A 14,917-nucleotide genomic window follows, 5' to 3' on the forward strand; every position below is an offset into this window, starting at 1 on the left:
CAGATGGAGGTGACACTGTCGTGATGCACCAAAAGAACAGGTCGACGGGGCAGTGGGTGCGTGCGGTTGGCGCTTTGCTGCTGGCCTGCGGTGCCTTCGGTGCGTTCGCCGAACCGCCCTTCGTCCGAAACGGCGTCGCCGGCTTCGTGGTTGCCGACCTCGAGTATGCCCTGGCCGAGGATGCGGAAATCACCGGCGCCTGCCCTGACGGGATGTCGCTGAACCTGGCCGAAATCTACGCGCGTACACCTGCAGGCCAGCGTCGGGATGGGGAATCCGAAACCGCCTATGGCGATCGCCTGAAGGCAGCGGCGGGGCAACTCGGCACCGCGCCGGACGGGCGCAACCTGTGCATGTACCCGGAGATCGCCGCGCCCGATACCCACTTTCGCACGGTGGAGCGCGACGATATCCCGGTGCCCGGCATCGATCTCGACGGCGCGGTTTCCACCGGCGATTTCATTGCGCCCGACGGCGCGGCCGGCGTGGACAACCAGTTCTACCGGGTGGTCGGCTGCGCGCGCTCCTTCCAGTCCTCCGGCCTGTCCAACGAGTTCACTATCGAGATGCTCTCCGGCGCCTGGGCGATTCTCATCGACCTGTCGGGCGTGGACGATATCCGCAACGATGACGCGGTGACCGTGGGCCTGTACGCCAGCGCCGACCCCATCGACGTCAACGCCAACCGCAAGGCACTCGCCTACGCCACTTACGCCATGGACCAGGACCCGCGCTTTCGCGCCACCGCCAGCGGACGCATCCGCGACGGCGTGCTCACCACCGAGCCGGTGGACGTGCGTTTCCATACCGTGGTCAACAGCCTGCGCCTGGAGCGGCCGCTGGACGCGGCGCGGCTGCAGGCGACGCTCGCGGAGGACGGCACGCTGAGCGGCTACCTCGCGGGTTTCACGCCGGTGGAGGAGCTGTACGACTACCAGTTCGGTTACCGCAACGGCCGCGGCGGCGACGGCGAACTCGCGCCCGAGGCGCGGCGCGCGGGCACCGCCAATGGCGCGGCCTTCGTGCTCGGCCATACCTGTCACGGCGTGTACCAGGCACTACAGCGCCATGCCGACGCAGAGCCGGACCCGGTCACCGGTCACTACACCGCCATCTCCACCCAGTACCGCTTCGAGGCCATTCCGGCCTTCCTCGTGGATATCGAAACGCGCAGTACGAACGCCGAACTGGCCGCGGGCAAAGGAGGCAGCCATGCACCGTGACACAGGATGCACAGCGCGTCGGTTGCGCGGCGGCGCCCTCGCGCTGTTGCTGTTGCCGCTGGGCCTGGCGCTGCCGCTGGGCGGCTGCGGCGAAGGCGATAGCGTGCGTGGTGAACCGCCACCCGTGGGTGGCCCGCCGCTGGTGCGCCGCCTCACCGAATCCCAGTACCGGGCGACGCTGGCCGACGTGTTCGGCCCCGAGACGCCGGTGCTGGCGCGTTTCGAGCGCGGCATCCGCTCCCACGGGCTGGTGGCGGTGGGCACCAGCGAGGCGGGCATCTCGCCGTTCAGCGTGGAGCAGTACGCGGCGGCAGCCATCGGTGTGGCCGACGCGGTACTCGCGGAGGATCGGCGCGCGGCCACGGTGCCCTGTGAACCGCGCTCCGCGCAGGAGTTCGATGCCGCCTGCGCCACGCATTTCGTCGAGCGCTACGGCCCGCTGCTGCTGCGCCGGCCGCTCACGCCGGCCCAGGTCGAACGCTTCGTCACAGCGGCCGGCGAGGGCAGCGCGCAGATGGGCGGCTTCTACGCCGGGCTGAAATACGCGCTGATCGGCATGCTCACCGCGCCGGAATTCCTGCTGCGCATCGAGCGCACCCGGCCGGACCCGCAACATCCGGGGCTGCGGCAACTGGATGCCTGGTCCCGCGCCGAGCGGCTCAGTTACTTCCTCACCGACTCGACACCGGACGCCGAGCTGCTGCGCGCCGCCGGCGCCGGCGAACTGGAGACGCGCGAGGGGCTGGCGCGACAGGTGGACCGGCTGATTGCGTCGCCGGCCTTCGCGCGTGCGGTGCGCGCCTTCTTCGCCGACATGCTGGAGTTCGATGAACTCGACGACGTGGTCAAGGACCTGGAGATCTACCCGGCCTTCGATTCCGAGGTGATCGCCGACGCCCGCGAGCAGACCCTGCGCGATATCACCCGCGTGTTGATCGAACGCGACGGCGATTACCGCGACCTGTTCACCCTGCGCGAGACCGCGCTCACCCGGCCGCTTGGCGTGGTCTACCGCCTGCCGGTGGCCACGCGCCACGGTTGGGAGCTCGGCGAGTTCCCGGCCGAGGGCGGCCGTGCCGGCATCCAGAGCCATATCTCCTTCCTCGCCCTGCACGCGCACCCCGGGCGCTCCTCGCCCACCCTCCGCGGAGAATCCATCCGCGAGATCTTCCTCTGCCAGGACGTGCCGGACCCGCCGGCCAACGTTAACTTCAGCCTGGTGCAGGACGACGCCAACGCGGCCATGCCCACCGCCCGCGACCGGCTGGTGGCCCACCGCACCGAACCGGCCTGCGCCGGCTGCCACAAGATCATGGACCCGCCGGGCCTGGGGCTGGAGAACTTCGACGGCCTGGGCACCTACCGCGAGCGCGAGAACGGCGCGGCCATCGACGCCAGCGGCGAGCTCGACGGCGTGCCGTTCAGCGACCCCGGCGAATTCGCGCAGGCGCTGCGCAACCACCGGGAGACCCCCGTGTGCCTGGCGGAAACCCTCTACCGCTACGCGGTCGGCCGCGACACGGTTTGGGACGAGCGCGCCTACATGGACTACCTGGTCGAGCGGTTTGCCGCCAGCGGTTACCGGGTGCCGGCGCTGATGCGCACCATCGCCCTCAGCGACAACTTCTTCGCCATCGCACCGTCCGCCGAAGCGGGCACGACGGCCAGCGTGGCCCAACACGGAGGCAACGAATCGTGAACAAAACCTCCCGGCGCAGTTTCCTGCGCAGCGCGTTACACGGCAGCCTGCGCGGCGCCGCCATTGGCGTGGGCCTGCCCATCCTCGACAGCATGCTCGGCGACAGCGGCCGCGCCTTCGCCGCCACCGGGCAGCGTATCCCGGTGCGCTTCGGCACCTGGATCTGGGGCTGCGGCTTCATCCCGGAGCTGTGGGTGCCGCGCGAGACCGGCCGCGACTACGCGATGCCGGCGCACCTGGCGCCGCTGGAACCCTACCGCGACAAGCTGGCGATTCTCAGCGGCTACGACGTCAAGCTCGACGGCGTGCCTAACAAACCCCACGTGACCGGCTGCCTCGGCCTGCGCACCGGCATCCCGGTGCCCAACGACGAGGTCAAGGCGCCGACCCTGGACGTGCTGATCAGCGGGGTCATGGGCGGCGGCACGCGATTTCGCTCCATCGAGGTCAGCACCTCGGGCATCCAGCGCTCCTACTCGTTTCGCGGCGCCGGCGCGCCCAACCCCAGCGAGGTGTCGCCGCTGGCGCTGTACCAGCGCATTTTCGGCGAGGGTTTCCAGAACCCCAACGCGGCGCAGTTCGTGCCCGACCCGCACTACATGGTGGAAAAGAGCGTGCTCTCCGCGGTGCAGGAAGATCGCCAGCGGCTGATGCGGGAAGTCGGCGCCGCGGATCGCCACCGCCTGGAGGAGTACTTCACCTCGATCCGCGAATTGGAACAGAAGCTCGCCCTGCAGTTGCAGCCGCCGGCGCCGGTGGAGAACTTCCAGATGCCCGAGGCCCCGCCGGAAACCGGGCAGGACCCGACCATGGAGAACGTGCTGGAGAACCACCGGCTGATGGCCGGCCTGCTGGCTCGCGCCCTGCAGTCGAACCAGACGCGGGTGTTCAACGTGTTGCTTTCGGACACCGCCTCCAACCTGCGCCGGCCGGGTACCACCTCGACCCATCACACGCTCACCCACGAAGAGCCGGTGGACCCGGAACTGGGTCACCAGAGGCAGGTCGCCTGGTTCGCCGAGCGCAGCATGTTCGCCTGGAAAGACTTTCTCGACGCCCTCTCTGCCATCCCCGAGGGCGACGGCACGCTGCTCGACAACTGCGTGGTGCTGGCCCACTCCGATTGCTCGGTGGCCAAGGCCCACGCGGTGGAGGGGATTCCGGCGATGATTGCCGGCAACGGCGGCGGCCTGGTGAAAACCGGCTTTCACCTTGCCGGCAATGGCGACCCGATCAGCCGTGTCGGGCTGACCCTGCAGCAGGCCATGGGGGTGCAGGTGGAGCGCTGGGGTACGCTGTCCATGGAGACCAATCGCAGCGTGGGCGAACTGCTCGGTTGAAGGGTGACGCGGCGCCGGTCAGGCGCCGCGCATTCGCTATCAGTCTTTGACTACCACGCGCACGCGGGCGAGGTTCTGCACGCGGGCAAACGGTGTCGCCGCATCGCCGTTGCGCTGGCTGGCCACCCGCAGTACCGGGAAATAAGTGCCCGGACTGTCGAAGCTCACGGTCTTTTCCAGCTCGAACCTGTTACGCGGGAGAGCGCCCGCTGGCAGTTCGGCGCGCTCGGCGAAGTTCCCTGAGCCGTCCAGGTCCCACTGCGCGGCGACGATCTCTCCGGTGCCCGGCGGTACATCGACCAGCGCACGGAGCGTCACTTCCTGCCCAGCAGCCACCTCGGCGCGAGCGCCGCCATTGGCGGACAGCCGCGCCACCGGCTGCACACCACGGCGCGCCGCGGCGGTTGCCGGCACCACGACCTGGCCATCCTCCAGGCGGTAGTCGGTGTTCGCCGGGGGCTCGACGCCGCGCTCCACCCAGGCGCTGAGGTCGCGCAGCGCCTGCTGCAGTACGCCGATGTAGCTGACCGTATGGGTTGGCTCCTTCTGTTCGGTAAAGTCGCCGTGGTTGGCGTGGTCGGTCATCCAGATGCGGAAGTGGTCTGCGGCCTTGTCGCCGAGTTGTTGCTCCACCTGACCCCGGTACCAGTCGCCCTGCCAAGGGAAGGCCTCGGTGTCGTGCAGGTTTTCTACCAGGATCATCTTGCCGCCGAAACTGCCGGTCATCTGCGTACCGGTGGCGCCGCGAGCCATCAGCGGGCCGAGGATGTTGCGCTGTGGGTAGATGGGTTCGCCGTCCGCATTGCGGAACTGGTCCCATACCGTGTACTCCGGCCCCGGCACCTGGTGGCGGTGGTAGGTCTGTACGGCGAGGAAGCGCCGGTTGTCCACGTGCAGTTTATCACCGGCCCGGAGGCCGGCGAGAGCCCGGCTGGCGGTGTCGTCGAGCACCACGTAGCCGTGCTGGATGTCGGTGACGATAAACGCCTTGTCCTTCGCAGCACCGCTAGCGACGGTGATGTCCGCGCCGAGCAGGCGCCCGTCGAAGCCTTCTTTCAGCTGCAGGGCGACCGGCAGTTCCGCGCTGGCTTCACCCTGGGCGGTTCTCCAGGCGTCGTCGGCGCGGCCCTTGGGGGTGCCGGCCAGGGTCTTGATATCCAGCCCCGCGCGCTGCGCCCCGGCCAGGTCGAGTACCGCGGCGACCTCGGTGTCGCTGTTGACCAGGGCGGCCTTGAGCGAGGGCGAGCCATCCTTGCCTTCATAGCCGGGCTGGTTCCAGAAGTCATCGAAGTAGGTGGGGTCCATCATGCCGACGATGGGGAAGATGATGGCGAAGGCGTGCAGGCCCAGGTGCTCGTGCAGCTGCCAGCCGGCGGGAGGGAAGCCCATGCGGGTGGCCTCGCGCAGGGCGGCCTGTTGCTCGGCGGTAAGGTCGTCGTAGGGGCTGGCCGCCGCGCCCACGTCGAGGCGGTCGGCGATCATCGGCAGGTCGTCGCCCAGCACGCGCATGGCGTAGGTGCGGATGGTGAAGACGTTGGGCAGGGCCATGGGCGAGCCGAGCACGTAGGGTACGGCGCCGTCCCACACGCCCTCGGTGTTCTCCATGCCGGCCACGGTGCGGAAGGCGCCGCCACTGCCGCCGAAGGCGTAGCCGTAGGGACGTTCACCGCCGTAGATCTGCCGCGCGATATGTCGCGAGAACTGTGCCGTGGCAGCGTTGGCGCGAAACGCGCCTATGGTCGGGTCGGTGCCCGGGGCGACCGCGCCGCCGCCGTTGGTCTCGATGAAATAGCCGCCGCTGTCGATGGCGAAGCCGATCCTGTCGCTCTCGCCGGTTTGCCCCTGGGACAGGTTTTCGCTGTCCGGCACCGGGGTGATGTACTGGAAGAAGCGGCCCTGGTATTGCTTTGCCGGCGGAAAGTACAGGGAGAAGCGCGCGCCGGTATCGGTGAAGCCGCCGTGCACGTAGCGGTGGCGAACAGGTACGTCGCGCCACTCGTCGACATCCACATAAGGTTGCTGGAACATGGCATCGGCGAAGTTGAATCCCGCGCTGTCGATAGCGCGTTCCTGCACCGCAGTGTCAGTGGCATGGACGACGCCGGCCAGCAGCGTCAACGCCATGCACAGGCCGGGCAGGGCGCGACGCAAGGGTGCCAGCATGCTGTGGCGACGTTGGGACAGGGTAATCAAAGCGCTTTCTCCTTGTGGTTTTTCACGGGGTGCTAGATCAAGCCGAAAGTCCGCGGCAGCCATTCGCTGAGCGCGGGCACGTAGGTGATCAACAGCAGGATGACGAACATCGCCACGTACATCGGCAGCAGCGGCCGCACCAGGGCGGCCATGTTGGAGCGCGCGATACTGCAGCCGACAAACAATACGCTACCCACCGGCGGTGTGCATATGCCGATACACAGGTTGAGCACGATGACGATGCCGAAGTGCAGCGGCGACATGCCCATGGCGGTCACCACCGGCAGGAAAATCGGCGTGAAAATCAGGATCGCCGGGGTGATGTCGATAAACGCGCCGACCAGCAGCAGGATCAGCGTGATGATCATCAGGATCACCAGCGGGTTGTCCGACAGGCCGATGAAAAAGCTGCTCATTTGCTGCGGGATGTTTTCGTAGGAGAGCATCCAGGACATCGCGCTGGAGGCGGCGACCAGGAACAGCACGATGGCCGAGGTCTCCGCGGTCTTCAGCAGGATGCCGGGCAACTCGGCGGGCCGCACCTCCCGGTACACCACCGTCGACAGGAACAGCGCGTAGAGCACGGCGATGCCGCTGGCCTCGGTGGCGGTAAAGATGCCGCTGACGATGCCGCCGATGACGATGACGATGAGCAACAGGCTGGGCAGGGCGTCCAGCAGGCGGCGCAGGGTCTCGCGGGCCGGCGTGGGCGCGGACACCGGGTAGCCGTGGCGTATCGCGTAGAACGCGCCGATGGCCATCAGCGACAGGGCCAGCAGGATGCCCGGCACGTAGCCTGCGATGAACAGCGCGGCGATGGACACATTGCCGCTGGCCAGCGAGTAGATGATCAGCACGTTGCTGGGCGGGATGAGCAGGCCGGCGGTGGAGGAGGCGGCGGTCAGCGCCGCGCTGAAGTTGCGATCGTAGCCCTCCTTTTCCATGGCCGGCACCATGAAGCCGCCCATGGCCGAGGCGGAGGCCACCGCGGAACCGGAGATGGCGCCGAACAGCGTGGTGGAAAGCACGTTGACCAGGGCCAGGCCGCCGGGCAGGGTGCCGATCAGCGCCTTGGCCAGCTCGATCAACCGGTGGGCGATGCCGCCGCGTCCCATGAGAATGCCGGACAGGATGAACAGCGGTATCGCCACCATGGTGAAGCTGTTGATGCCGCTGACCATGCGCTGGGCCACGGTGGTGACGGCGACGTCGAAACCCATGGTGAACAGCATGGCGGCGAGGGTGGCCGCGGCGATACCGATGGCGATGGGCGCATTGAGCAACAGCAGCAGCGTGAACACGCCCAGCAGGACCAGTGCGGAAATGCCCACGGCCGCCTAGCTTCCCTGTTCCGGCGCGCGCGTGCGATCGCGCAGGGCGAGGCAGTAGAACACCATGAGCGCACCGCTCAGCGGCAGCACGCTGTACACATAGCCCATGGGAATGCCCAGGGCAGCGGACGTCTGCTGCAGCTCCAGCGTGAGCCAGACCAGTTGCCCGCCGCCGTAGCCCAGCACCAACGCGGCGAAGGCGATGGTAACCGTGTCGATCAACAGGGCCGCCAGGCGCTGCGCCGCGGGCGACAGTTTCTGTGTCAGCAGGTCCAGGCCCAGGTGGGAGTTGTGGCGGTAGGCGTAGCAGCCGCCCAGCAGGCCGATCCAGATGAGCAGGAAGCGGGCGATTTCCTCGGTGTAGGAGCTGGGGTCATTGAGGGCGAAACGCGAGGTCACCTGCCACAGGATGTTCACCACCAGCGCGGCCATGCACAGGATCAGCACCGCGTTGACCAGGGTGTCGATGTAGCGGACCACTGGCGAACGCGGCACGGTCTACTCCACCGCAGCAATGCGCTGCAGCAGCGCGCCGGTGGCGGTGCCGCGAAAGCTGGCGTGCATGGGCGCAACCGCGGCGCGAAACGCGCGCTTGTCCGGCTCGATGATGGTCACGCCGGCGGCGCGCAGCTGCGCCAGCGCGTGTGCAGTAGATTCGCGCCACAGCTGGCGCTGCAACTGCACCGAGTCGTCCGCTGCCTGCTGCAGCCACTGCCGCTGTTGCGGCGACAGCCCTTCCCACACCGGGAGGCTGACCAGCAGGATGTCCGGTACGAAGGCGTGTTCGTCGAGCGAAAAATAAGGTGCCACCTCGTAGTGCTTGGAGAGGTAGTAGCTCGGCGGGTTGTTCTCGGCGCCGTCGACCACGCCCTGCTGCAGGGCCGTGTAGATCTCCGCCCAGGGAATGGGCGTCGCCGCGCCGCCCAGCGCGCGCACCATCTCCACCGAGGTGATGCTGTTCTGCACGCGGATCTTCAGGCCGGCGAGATCCGCCGGGCTGTGTACCGGTGCCGCCGTGGTATAGAAGCTGCGGCTGCCGGCGTCGTAATAGCCCAGCCCATGCAGGCGCACCGCGTCCCCGGCCTGCAGCAGTTCGCGGCCCACCTCGCCCTGCAGCACGCGCCACAGGTGGGCGTAGTCGCGGAATACGTAGGGAATGCTGAATACCTTGAAGCTGGGGACGAAGCTCTCCATCGGCCCGCTGGAGACTTTGGTCAGGGCGAGGCTGCCGATCTGCAACAGTTCGAGTATCTCGCGCTCGCCGCCGAGCTGGGCGTTGGGGTAGATGTCGATGCGCATGCTGCCTGCGGAGAGCTCTCCCAGGCGCGTGGCCATATGCTGCATGGCCTGGTGCACCGGGTGCTGGGTATCCAGCCCGTGTGCCATCTTCAGCACGACCACCTGTTGCTGCTGGTGGCAGGCGCACAGTGCAAGGCAGGCGAGCAGGGCGCCGGCGAAGCGGAAAAAGCTGTGATGCCTGCGCAACATGCAACACCCGAATGCGATTATGGTTATGCGGCAGGTGGTGGTGGCCGTTTCGCCCGCGGCGGGGCGGTGGCGGGAGGCGCAAAATTGGCCTTACCAGCATGCCTGTTGCGGCACTATAACCACTCAGCGCCTTGGATTCAACGTCGTCGCCACCCCCGCGGCCGTAGTGCGACCCGCTTGCCGGGGAATGCGAATACACACATTATGCAGTGCGAGACGGTGAACTGGCCGGTGAGTGGCCGGTCGCGAGTTGACCTGTCACGGGGTGTGTGGGAAGCTTTTTAATTGGCCTGACCAGATGTGCCTGCAGCAACCGTTCGACCACGTTCCCGGGGAAATCCACAGCCATGAGCACCGCGCCCGCCCTGTACCTGCATCCCGACCGGCTGTTCCCCGCCGAGCGCGGCCAGCGCGACATCGCCCGGCGTCTGTACGCTGCGGTGTGCGACCTGCCGATCATCAGTCCCCACGGTCACACCGACCCGCGCTGGTTTGCCGACGACCTGCCCTTCGACAATCCCGCTGCGCTGCTGGTGCAGCCGGACCACTACCTGCTGCGCATGTTGTACAGCCAGGGCGTGCCCCTGGAACAACTGGGCATCCCGCGGGCGGACGGCGCGCCAGTGCAGGACGACACGCGCGAGGTGTGGCGCAGCTTCGCGGCGCACTACTACCTGTTCCGCGGCACCCCCAGCCGCCTGTGGCTGGATCACGTGTTCGCCGTGGTCTTCGGCCTCGAGCAGCAACTGGCGCCGGCGAGCGCGGACCACTACTACGAGCGGATCGACGCCTGCCTGCGGGAACCCGATTTCCGCCCCCGCGCGCTGTTCGAGCGCTTCAATATCGAGGTCCTCGCTACCACCGAATCGCCGCTGGACGACCTGCGCCACCACGACGCCATCGCTGCCAGCGGCTGGGGTGGCCGGGTGATCACCACCTTCCGCCCGGACCCGGTGCTGGATCCGGAACACGACGGCTTTGCCGCCAACCTGCAGCAACTGGGGGAACTCACTGGTGAATCGGTAGAGACCTTCGACGGTTACCTCAACGCCCTGCGCAACCGCCGCGAGTACTTCCGCCGGCGCGGCGCCACCGCCACCGACCACGGCCATCCCAGCGCGCGCACGGCGGACCTCGGCGACGCCGACAAGCGCGCGCTTTATGATCGCGTGCGCAGTGGTCAGTGTACGGCGCAGGACGCCGAGCTGTTCCGCGCCCAGATGCTCACCGAGATGGCCGCCATGAGCCTGGAGGACGGCATGGTGATGCAGCTGCACCCGGGCAGCTACCGCAATCACAACGGCTTTTTGTTGGAACAGTTCGGCCGCGACAAGGGCGCGGACATCCCCGTCGCCACCGAGTACGTGCACGCCCTGCGCCCGCTACTCGAGCGCTTCGGCAACGAGCCGGACTTCAGCCTGATCCTGTTCACCCTGGACGAGACCAGCTACAGCCGAGAGCTGGCGCCGCTGGCGGGCCACTACCCGGCGCTGAAACTCGGCCCCGCCTGGTGGTTCCACGACAGCCCGGAGGGCATGCGCCGCTACCGTGAGCAGGTAACGGAGAGCGCCGGTTTCTACAACACGGTGGGTTTCAACGACGACACCCGCGCCTTCCTGTCGATTCCGGCGCGCCACGATGTCGCCCGGCGCGTGGACTGCGCCTTCCTGGCGCGGCTGGTGGCCGAGCACCGCCTGGGTGAGGACGAGGCCCAGGAACTGGCCGCGGACCTCAGCTACCACCTGGCAAAACGGGCCTACCGGCTATGACGGGGCGCCTTTGCACGCAGGCGCTCGCGCGGCTGCCGGCAGCGGTAGCGCGACCGCAGTACGCGCTCGAGCAGTTGCGGCCCGGTATCGTGCATCTCGGCGTGGGCGCATTCCACCGCGCCCACCAGGCCTGGTATACCGAGCAGGCGCTCAACCGCGAAGGCGGTGGCGACTGGGGCATTATCGGCGCCAGCCTGCGCCGGCCGGAGGTGCGCGACCAGCTGCAGCCGCAGGACGGCCTGTACACCGTCGTCGAACGCGAGGGCGGGCAGAGTCGCTACCGGGTGGTCGGCGCCATCCGTGAAGTACTGGTCGCCCCGGAAGACCCGGCGGCGCTGGTGGCGGTACTGGCCCGGCCGGAGATTCGCGTAATCACCCTGACCATCACCGAGAAGGGCTACCACTACGACCGCGCATCCGGCGGGCTGGACCTGGCACACCCGGACGTGCAGCACGAACTGGCCCACTTCCCGCAGGGTCCGCTCACTGCCGTGGGCTACCTGGTGGCTGCGCTGGCGCAGCGGGCGCAGGCGGGTGCTCCCGGCGTCACCGTGCTCAGTTGCGACAACCTGCCCCACAACGGTCGCGTGCTGCGCAAGGTGGTGGCGGATTTCGCGGCGCGCGCGGCGCCGCAACTGGCGGGCTGGTTTGCCGCCAACACGCGTTTCCCCTGCAGCATGGTGGATCGTATCGTGCCGGCGAGCACCGCAGGCGACCTGGAGGACCTGCAACGGGTGCTCGGCGTGCACGACGCGGCCGCGGTATTCACCGAGCCCTTCGCCCAGTGGGTGGTCGAGGATGACTTCGTGCGTGGCGCGCCTGACTGGCGCGCGGTGGGTGCGGTCTACACCAACGACGTGACGCCCTTCGAGACCATGAAACTGCGCCTGCTCAATGGCAGCCACTCGCTGATCGCCTATCTCGGTTACCTCGCCGGCCACGAGCACGTGCACGAGGTGATGGCAGACGCTCAGTTTGCGCGCCTGGTCTGGCGCTTCATGGACGATGAGGCACAGCCGACGCTGAGCGTGCCCGAAGGATTCGATCTGGAAGACTACAAGACACAACTCGCCCAGCGTTTCGCGAATCCCGCACTCATGCACCGGACCTACCAGATCGCCCAGGATGGCTCGCAGAAAATCCCCCAGCGCTGGCTCGCCAGCGTCCGCGATCTGGCGGACCAGGGTCACCCCACGCCGATCCTGGCCCTGGCCGTCGCCGGTTGGATCCGCTACCTGCAGGGCCGCCGCGACGATGGCCATCCGTTCGAGGTAGACGACCCCCTGCGCGAGCAGCTACAGGCTGCAATCACAGGCAGCGACCACCCCTGCCGCGCCGCGATGGCTGTCAGCGCCGTCTTCGGCGACCTGCCCCGGCGCCAACCCGATTTCCTTCATGCAGTCGAACAGAACTACAATCGCATAGTGAGCCAGGGCGTACCCGCCGCTATAAAAACAGCGCTCGAATCATAAAGCGGGGTCAGATACGACTTTTTTAGATGTCTCGTCGCCGCCCCGGCGGACGCACGTCAATAAGCGCCAAAAAGGGCTCTGACCCCGCCTGCAGGGGCGGTTGCGCTATGCTAGCTGCCCCGCTGCGGTCACCACGATGGCGGCCAGCAGGAACAGGGCTGAGCAAACGATTTCGTCGATGTGGTCGAGGATGGAACCGAAGCGTGCCATGTCGAGGGGTTCTCCTGCATCTTATCCCCTCATTAGGCGCCGCGAACGCGACAGGCGCAATTACCGTGAATTACGCCTGCGCGCCGTGCCTCACAGCTCGGGAATACGCAGGGTCTGGCCCGGGTAGATCTTGTTCGGGTCGGTGAGCATCGGCTTGTTGGCCTCGAAGATGACCGGGTATTTGCCGGCGTCGCCGTAAAACTCCTTGGCGATGGCGCCCAGCGTATCGCCGGACTTCACCGTGTAAAAGCGCGACTCCGCCGTCGCTGCCGCGGGCGCCTCGGCGGCCGCGGGGGCTGCCGCCGGCGCATCCACCGTCAACTGGCAATCGACGCTTGCGATACCGTACTGGTTGCCCGCGCACAGCACCATTTTCTCCAGTGCCTCCTGGCTCGGTGAAGTACCGGTGAGGGTGGCCACCTCGCCCTTGACTGCTACCTTCACCTTCTCGCCATCGATATCCAGGGCAGCGATGCTCTTGGTGATGGCCTGCTGGCGCAATTCGTCGACGCGCTCGGCGCTGACTTCCACGGTTTTTTCGAGGTCTTCCGCGCCGGCGGTCTTGATGAAATCGAACAGGCCCATAGTCGGTTCTCCCTGGGTGAGTGGTGTTGGGGGTGGCGGGGCTACCCCGAGTCGATAGCAACTATAGTGGAAATCGGGCCGCGGGCAACCCGGTCAGTGGGGCAGGCCCCCGGGGGGCAGGAAGGCGTCCGCCGCGAGCAGGGCGGCGGCCACGGTGCGCACCGCATCGACATAGAAATCGGGGTTGATACGCGCGAACTCGTCGCTGGGCTGGTGGTAGTCCGGGTGGTCCTCCACGCCAAAATACAGGAACGGAATGCCGCGCAGGTGGAAGGCGTGGTGGTCCGATCCGGCGGTCCAGTCGTCCTCGCCCAGTTCCGGTCGGTCGTGGCCGGCCAGCAGGGTGACCGGCGCGCTCGACGCCGGCGCCTGCACCAGCGGCAGCAGGCCGGGGTAGTGGTGGGTGCCGGCGACGTACAACTCGCCGCGCTCGCTGCGGCTGAGCATGTCCAGATTGATGTTGAGCCGTATGTCGCTGCGCGCCAGGGCCGGGTCTGCCAATAGCCAGGTCGCGCCCTGGTGCTCGAACTCCTCCGCATCGAAAAAGGCGAAGACAATAGTGTGGCGAGGGGTCCAGTCGCGCAGGGCGCGGACGAGGGCGAGGACTGCAGCTACGCCCGAGGCGTTGTCGTCTGCGCCATTGTAGATATCGCCGTCGCCGACGCCGAGGTGGTCGAAGTGGGCGCTGACGACGATAGTTTCCGGGGAACTGCCGGGCAGTGTGCCGAGGAGGTTGGCGCAGTCGAGTTCGCGCTGGCGCTGGCGGCAGGCGAAGGGGTGGCGCCAGCCGCGGCCGACTGCGGCGAGGCCACTGTCCGCGAGTGCCCGCTCGATATAATCCTGGGCCAGGGCGTTGCCGCGGGTGCCCATTTCGCGCCCCTCCATGCGATCATCGGCGAGCGTGCGGATATCCGTGAGCAGGGCGTCGCGGTCGATGTGCGGCGTGAATGTGAGAGCGGCGGCCGCGGTTGGCGCGGCTAATACAGCGGCTAACGCAAAGTTAAGCGCAAGGGGCAGCGCACAGGACATCGCAAGGGACAGCGCGGGGGGTATCGTGAAGGACAAAAACAGCGCGCGCAGCGCGTGGCGGTGAAGCGGGAATCCAGGCATGGGGCGCGGCCTTATCTAGTGTGAGTCGAGCGAGGGTCGAGCGATAGTCGAGCGATAGCCGAGCGGGGTGAGTCCCCGCGGCAATAACCCAATTATACCCGCTGCCCTGCATTGATGTAATTCGGCCGGAGCTGCTCGTTGACGCTCCGACACTGAAATAATAGTGTTTACCACGAGTTCGAGGGAACGAGCTTGATCGCTGCCAACGAGGGGCGCGGTGCGGATAACGGATTTCCTGCCTGCCCATCCCGGCCGGACCCTGGGGTCCATGGGCGTCGCTCTCGAACTCACAATCACCAATCATTCGAGAGGACAAGGTTATGGATAACGACAACATCTTCACTGTGGAAGAACTGGAAGAGCGGCTCGAGATGGAGGCCGTGATCGGCCCGGTCAGCGATGTCGAACCGGAGGGCTGGTACAGCCGCTGCGGCTACGAGGTCAACTGAGTCGTAGCCCGTCCGTCGGAGTGCGGGTCCCGCCAGGGGCCCGCCTCC

The 14,917-nt window shown here is 67.4% G+C and carries 12 protein-coding genes; 6 read left to right on the forward strand and 6 right to left on the reverse strand.

All coding sequences use genetic code 11. From position 1 onward, the window contains the following. Nucleotides 1–23 precede the first annotated feature (23 nt). Genes E4634_RS21530 through E4634_RS16585 form a run of 3 tightly spaced genes read left to right on the forward strand, consistent with a single transcriptional unit; the run spans nt 24 to nt 4,262 of the window. On the forward strand, nt 24–1,223 hold the full coding sequence (locus E4634_RS21530; protein WP_167854949.1) for a hypothetical protein: 1,200 nt from the start codon (nt 24–26) through the stop codon (nt 1,221–1,223). Continuing rightward, complete coding sequence (locus E4634_RS16580) at nt 1,213–2,922, forward strand: DUF1592 domain-containing protein (RefSeq protein WP_167854950.1); 1,710 nt, start codon at nt 1,213–1,215, stop codon at nt 2,920–2,922. The genes E4634_RS21530 and E4634_RS16580 overlap by 11 nt, the downstream gene beginning before the upstream one ends. Next, nucleotides 2,919–4,262 (forward strand): DUF1552 domain-containing protein, encoded by a 1,344-nt coding sequence (locus E4634_RS16585; protein WP_206046921.1) that lies wholly within the window; start codon nt 2,919–2,921, stop codon nt 4,260–4,262. Before E4634_RS16580 ends, E4634_RS16585 begins: the two co-directional genes overlap by 4 nt. A gap of 39 nt (nt 4,263–4,301) precedes the next feature. On the opposite strand, the gene E4634_RS16590 is transcribed toward E4634_RS16585, so the two are convergent. Genes E4634_RS16590 through E4634_RS16605 form a run of 4 tightly spaced genes read right to left on the reverse strand, consistent with a single transcriptional unit; the run spans nt 4,302 to nt 9,274 of the window. Continuing rightward, nucleotides 4,302–6,455, reverse strand: coding sequence for a hypothetical protein (locus tag E4634_RS16590; protein WP_206046922.1), 2,154 nt, complete (start codon nt 6,453–6,455; stop codon nt 4,302–4,304). A gap of 32 nt (nt 6,456–6,487) precedes the next feature. Beyond that, nucleotides 6,488–7,786: a TRAP transporter large permease gene (locus E4634_RS16595; protein WP_135445778.1), complete on the reverse strand. Its 1,299-nt coding sequence runs from the start codon at nt 7,784–7,786 to the stop codon at nt 6,488–6,490. A 6-nt stretch (nt 7,787–7,792) separates the two neighbouring features. Continuing rightward, nucleotides 7,793–8,281, reverse strand: coding sequence for a TRAP transporter small permease (locus tag E4634_RS16600; protein WP_240725227.1), 489 nt, complete (start codon nt 8,279–8,281; stop codon nt 7,793–7,795). Nucleotides 8,282–8,284: 3 nt separating this feature from the next. Continuing rightward, nucleotides 8,285–9,274 (reverse strand): TRAP transporter substrate-binding protein, encoded by a 990-nt coding sequence (locus tag E4634_RS16605; RefSeq protein ID WP_135445779.1) that lies wholly within the window; start codon nt 9,272–9,274, stop codon nt 8,285–8,287. Between the two features lie 347 nt (nt 9,275–9,621). Here E4634_RS16605 and uxaC point away from each other — a divergent pair, with 347 nt between their 5' ends. Further along, nucleotides 9,622–11,043, forward strand: a complete 1,422-nt coding sequence (gene uxaC / locus E4634_RS16610) for a glucuronate isomerase (protein WP_135445780.1) — start codon at nt 9,622–9,624, stop codon at nt 11,041–11,043. Then, nucleotides 11,040–12,515, forward strand: coding sequence for a mannitol dehydrogenase family protein (locus E4634_RS16615; protein WP_135445781.1), 1,476 nt, complete (start codon nt 11,040–11,042; stop codon nt 12,513–12,515). The genes uxaC and E4634_RS16615 overlap by 4 nt, the downstream gene beginning before the upstream one ends. 300 nt (nt 12,516–12,815) lie before the next feature. Here E4634_RS16615 and lysM read toward each other — a convergent pair whose 3' ends face one another. Together lysM and E4634_RS16625 are read right to left on the reverse strand one after the other, a co-directional pair. Further along, on the reverse strand, nt 12,816–13,310 hold the full coding sequence (lysM, locus tag E4634_RS16620) for a peptidoglycan-binding protein LysM (protein WP_135445782.1): 495 nt from the start codon (nt 13,308–13,310) through the stop codon (nt 12,816–12,818). 93 nt (nt 13,311–13,403) lie between these two features. After that, a complete protein-coding gene (locus E4634_RS16625) occupies nt 13,404–14,420 on the reverse strand; it encodes a M20/M25/M40 family metallo-hydrolase (protein WP_135445783.1) in 1,017 nt (338 codons plus the stop codon). A 320-nt stretch (nt 14,421–14,740) separates the two neighbouring features. On the opposite strand from E4634_RS16625, the gene E4634_RS22015 reads away from it, so the two are divergent. Further along, the gene (locus tag E4634_RS22015; RefSeq protein WP_276606633.1) at nt 14,741–14,869 is read left to right on the forward strand and encodes a hypothetical protein; all 129 of its coding nucleotides are present in this window, start codon (nt 14,741–14,743) and stop codon (nt 14,867–14,869) included. Nucleotides 14,870–14,917 lie beyond the last annotated feature (48 nt).

The organism is Mangrovimicrobium sediminis (assembly GCF_004745945.1).
In the GTDB taxonomy this organism is placed as follows: domain Bacteria; phylum Pseudomonadota; class Gammaproteobacteria; order Pseudomonadales; family Halieaceae; genus Mangrovimicrobium; species Mangrovimicrobium sediminis.